Genomic DNA, 2,593 nt, shown 5'->3' on the forward strand with positions numbered 1-2,593 from the left:
GAGGTATACTGTACGACATGGCAGCCAGTTCCTGTCTATCCTACTTTTTGGATTGTTTTTGTTCGCTTATATTGAGGTATACTGTACGACATGGCAGCCAGTTCCTGTCTATCCTACTTTTTGGATTGTTTTTGTTCGCTTATATTATAATTATTATTCCAGTTCCAATTCCAGTTCTGTGTGTTCACATAATGCAATAACTCGCCAGTCAGAAAGTATTTGAATTACCGTATCTTTGTTCGTAGATGCGAGGCCGATGTGGCGCTCGTTTCCATTGTTCGTTTTTAAATCATGGTCATGTGTTTCGTGTGGTGTACCTTCACTGCATTGCTTGCACAATAATGTTACTGTTGACCAATCCTCAAATTCAATGTTTGCATTATGGCATAGTTTCTCAAGCTTGTCAACGTCATCTTGCTCCTCCGTATGGGCAACGATAGAATATGTACTATAAGCAGATTTGGTTAATAATTGCAACTCATTGAATACGGGAACCTCTTTACCATTACGTACGCGATAACCTTGCGGTGCACCATCGTTAAGTATCATATCGCCATATCTATGTCCGCATGCAGGTAAAGGTATGTTGTAAATAACGGCCCTTGCAGGATCAATGCGTTTGCACCAAACAACTTCACCCTTGCTATCAGGATTAAGCCTTATAGGAACATTTCCCAAGTCCATATTAAGTTCTTCTTCGCTAACCTCTATGTCAAGGCCAAAATGATTCCATGCCTCTCTTGCTGTTTTCCAATCAAGTAGTACAGTAGCAGCAATTCCCAAGTTCCACCAGGCAGCTTCATCATCAGGGTCTAATGCTGTCGCTTTTTGATTATGCTGATAGGATAGTTGCCAATCTCCTTGATACTTATAAATAAGTCCTAAGTTATAATGAGGTATTGACCAGGTACTGTTAGCTGCAATAGCTTGATGATATGCTAATATTGCAGCTTCCGCTTGGCCTTGCTTGTCAAGCGCCCTGGCTTGATCTAAAAAGTGTTGTGCTGTGTTACCCATATGATAAGTTAACGCTAAGATAGCGTCTGCCAATTGCACATCCAATAAAACAGCGATTTTAGTCTTTATCGCGGGGATGAGTCTTGTATTACTTTTTCTATGCCAACACCTTACTTTTATCCGACAACTTTTTCCATTGCCCCAAATATTGTCTTCCTATTGGTATTTCAATTTTACCAATTTCAACATCGTAATGGGTAAAGGCAGTAATCTTGTTAATTGCCACAATAAAAGACCGATGAACCCGGGCAAATAAATTATGAGGTAACTCTGCTGCCAATGCAGTTAAAGAATACTTAACCACTAAAGGGGTATTAAGCAGCCTGTAAATCTTGATGTAATTTTTGGCGCTTTCTATATAAACAATTTCGTCTAAAAAAATCTTAAGTGTTTTTCTGTTTGCTTTAAAATATATGCATTCGCGTTCCACATGCATATTCAGGCCTTCTTCCGGAGAAATGCCCGCATCGATCACCTTATTAACAGCCTTTAAAAAACGCTCTAAACTTAGTGGCTTTAGTAAAAAATCCACCGCATTTAAATCAAAGGCTTCTGCGGCAAATTCCTGATAAGCAGTTATAAAAATTACTTTGGGGGGATTTTGTAAGGCTCTTAGAAAACTAATCCCCGATAATTCAGGCATCCGAATATCCAGGAAGAGTAAATCTATCCTTTCTGTTTTCATGATCTCCAGTGATCGTAAAGCGCTGTCACATACAGCCACAACTTCAAGCTGCTCCACCTTATCGGTCCACTTTTTAATTGTCATTAAAATAAGTGGATCATCGTCTATGATTAAGCATCTCCACCGCATATTTTAAAAAGTTTATTTTATTTTCCGCATTGTATTTTAAACAACGGGTAAATAAAGATAGCATTAAACTATTACAAAGTTAAAATAGGCTCTTCAGTGGTGTTCTCATTACTATTTTTCGGGTTGATGTATTTGCATTTTAATAAGAATCGAAATTTTATAAAAAAGAACCTGCTTAACTAAAATAAACACTTTGTGCCCATCATCTATATGACGCATTAATTTATTAATAGTTACACAAAGCCGTTAAATTTTAGATAAATAACCAAAAAAGTAACCAACAACTCATCTCCATGGACAAACGGCATTTGCCTGTTAATAACGCAGTTTATCCACATAATGGTGTCGAATAAATCCAGATAGCCTGCATATATCCACACTATAATTTAACCCCTCAAAAGCGATTTAGTTTTACACTTTGTATTAATTCTTTTTATTTAAAATTAAATCAAGACACCATGAAAAAATTAATTATTCCCTTTTTGYTAAGCGGACTAATATTAACATTAGGGGTCAACAGCGCGTCTGCCCAGGTCCAACTGAAAGAGGTTACTATTTCGGGCGCACCAACCAGGGTTCAGGTATCAAAAAAGGTCTCAGATTCATTTTCCAGTTTATTTGTAGGTGCTCAGGAACCAAAATGGTTTCAGTCTGATAAAAATTTTGTAGTCAGATTTATAATGGATAACCAGCAAAACAAAGCGGAGTTTACAAAAAAGGGCGATTTAGTATATCATATGGCTTTTGGGTACGAAAAGGAAA

The 2,593-nt window shown here is 37.2% G+C and carries 3 protein-coding genes; 1 reads left to right on the plus strand and 2 read right to left on the minus strand.

From position 1 onward, the window contains the following. Positions 1 to 153: 153 nt before the first annotated feature. Together AC1DPZ_RS25270 and AC1DPZ_RS25275 are read right to left on the minus strand one after the other, a co-directional pair. On the minus strand, positions 154 to 1,017 hold the full coding sequence (locus tag AC1DPZ_RS25270) for a tetratricopeptide repeat protein (RefSeq protein WP_477408684.1): 864 nt from the start codon (positions 1,015 to 1,017) through the stop codon (positions 154 to 156). 97 nt (positions 1,018 to 1,114) lie between these two features. Next, entirely contained in the window at positions 1,115 to 1,831 is a 717-nt protein-coding gene (locus AC1DPZ_RS25275) for a LytR/AlgR family response regulator transcription factor (protein WP_477408686.1), read from the minus strand. Between the two features lie 458 nt (positions 1,832 to 2,289). Here AC1DPZ_RS25275 and AC1DPZ_RS25280 point away from each other — a divergent pair. Then, a partial coding sequence (locus tag AC1DPZ_RS25280; RefSeq protein ID WP_477408688.1) for a hypothetical protein occupies positions 2,290 to 2,593 on the plus strand: 304 nt, incomplete at its 3' end.

The sequence above is a fragment of the Mucilaginibacter sp. P4_G9 genome, from assembly GCF_056400985.1.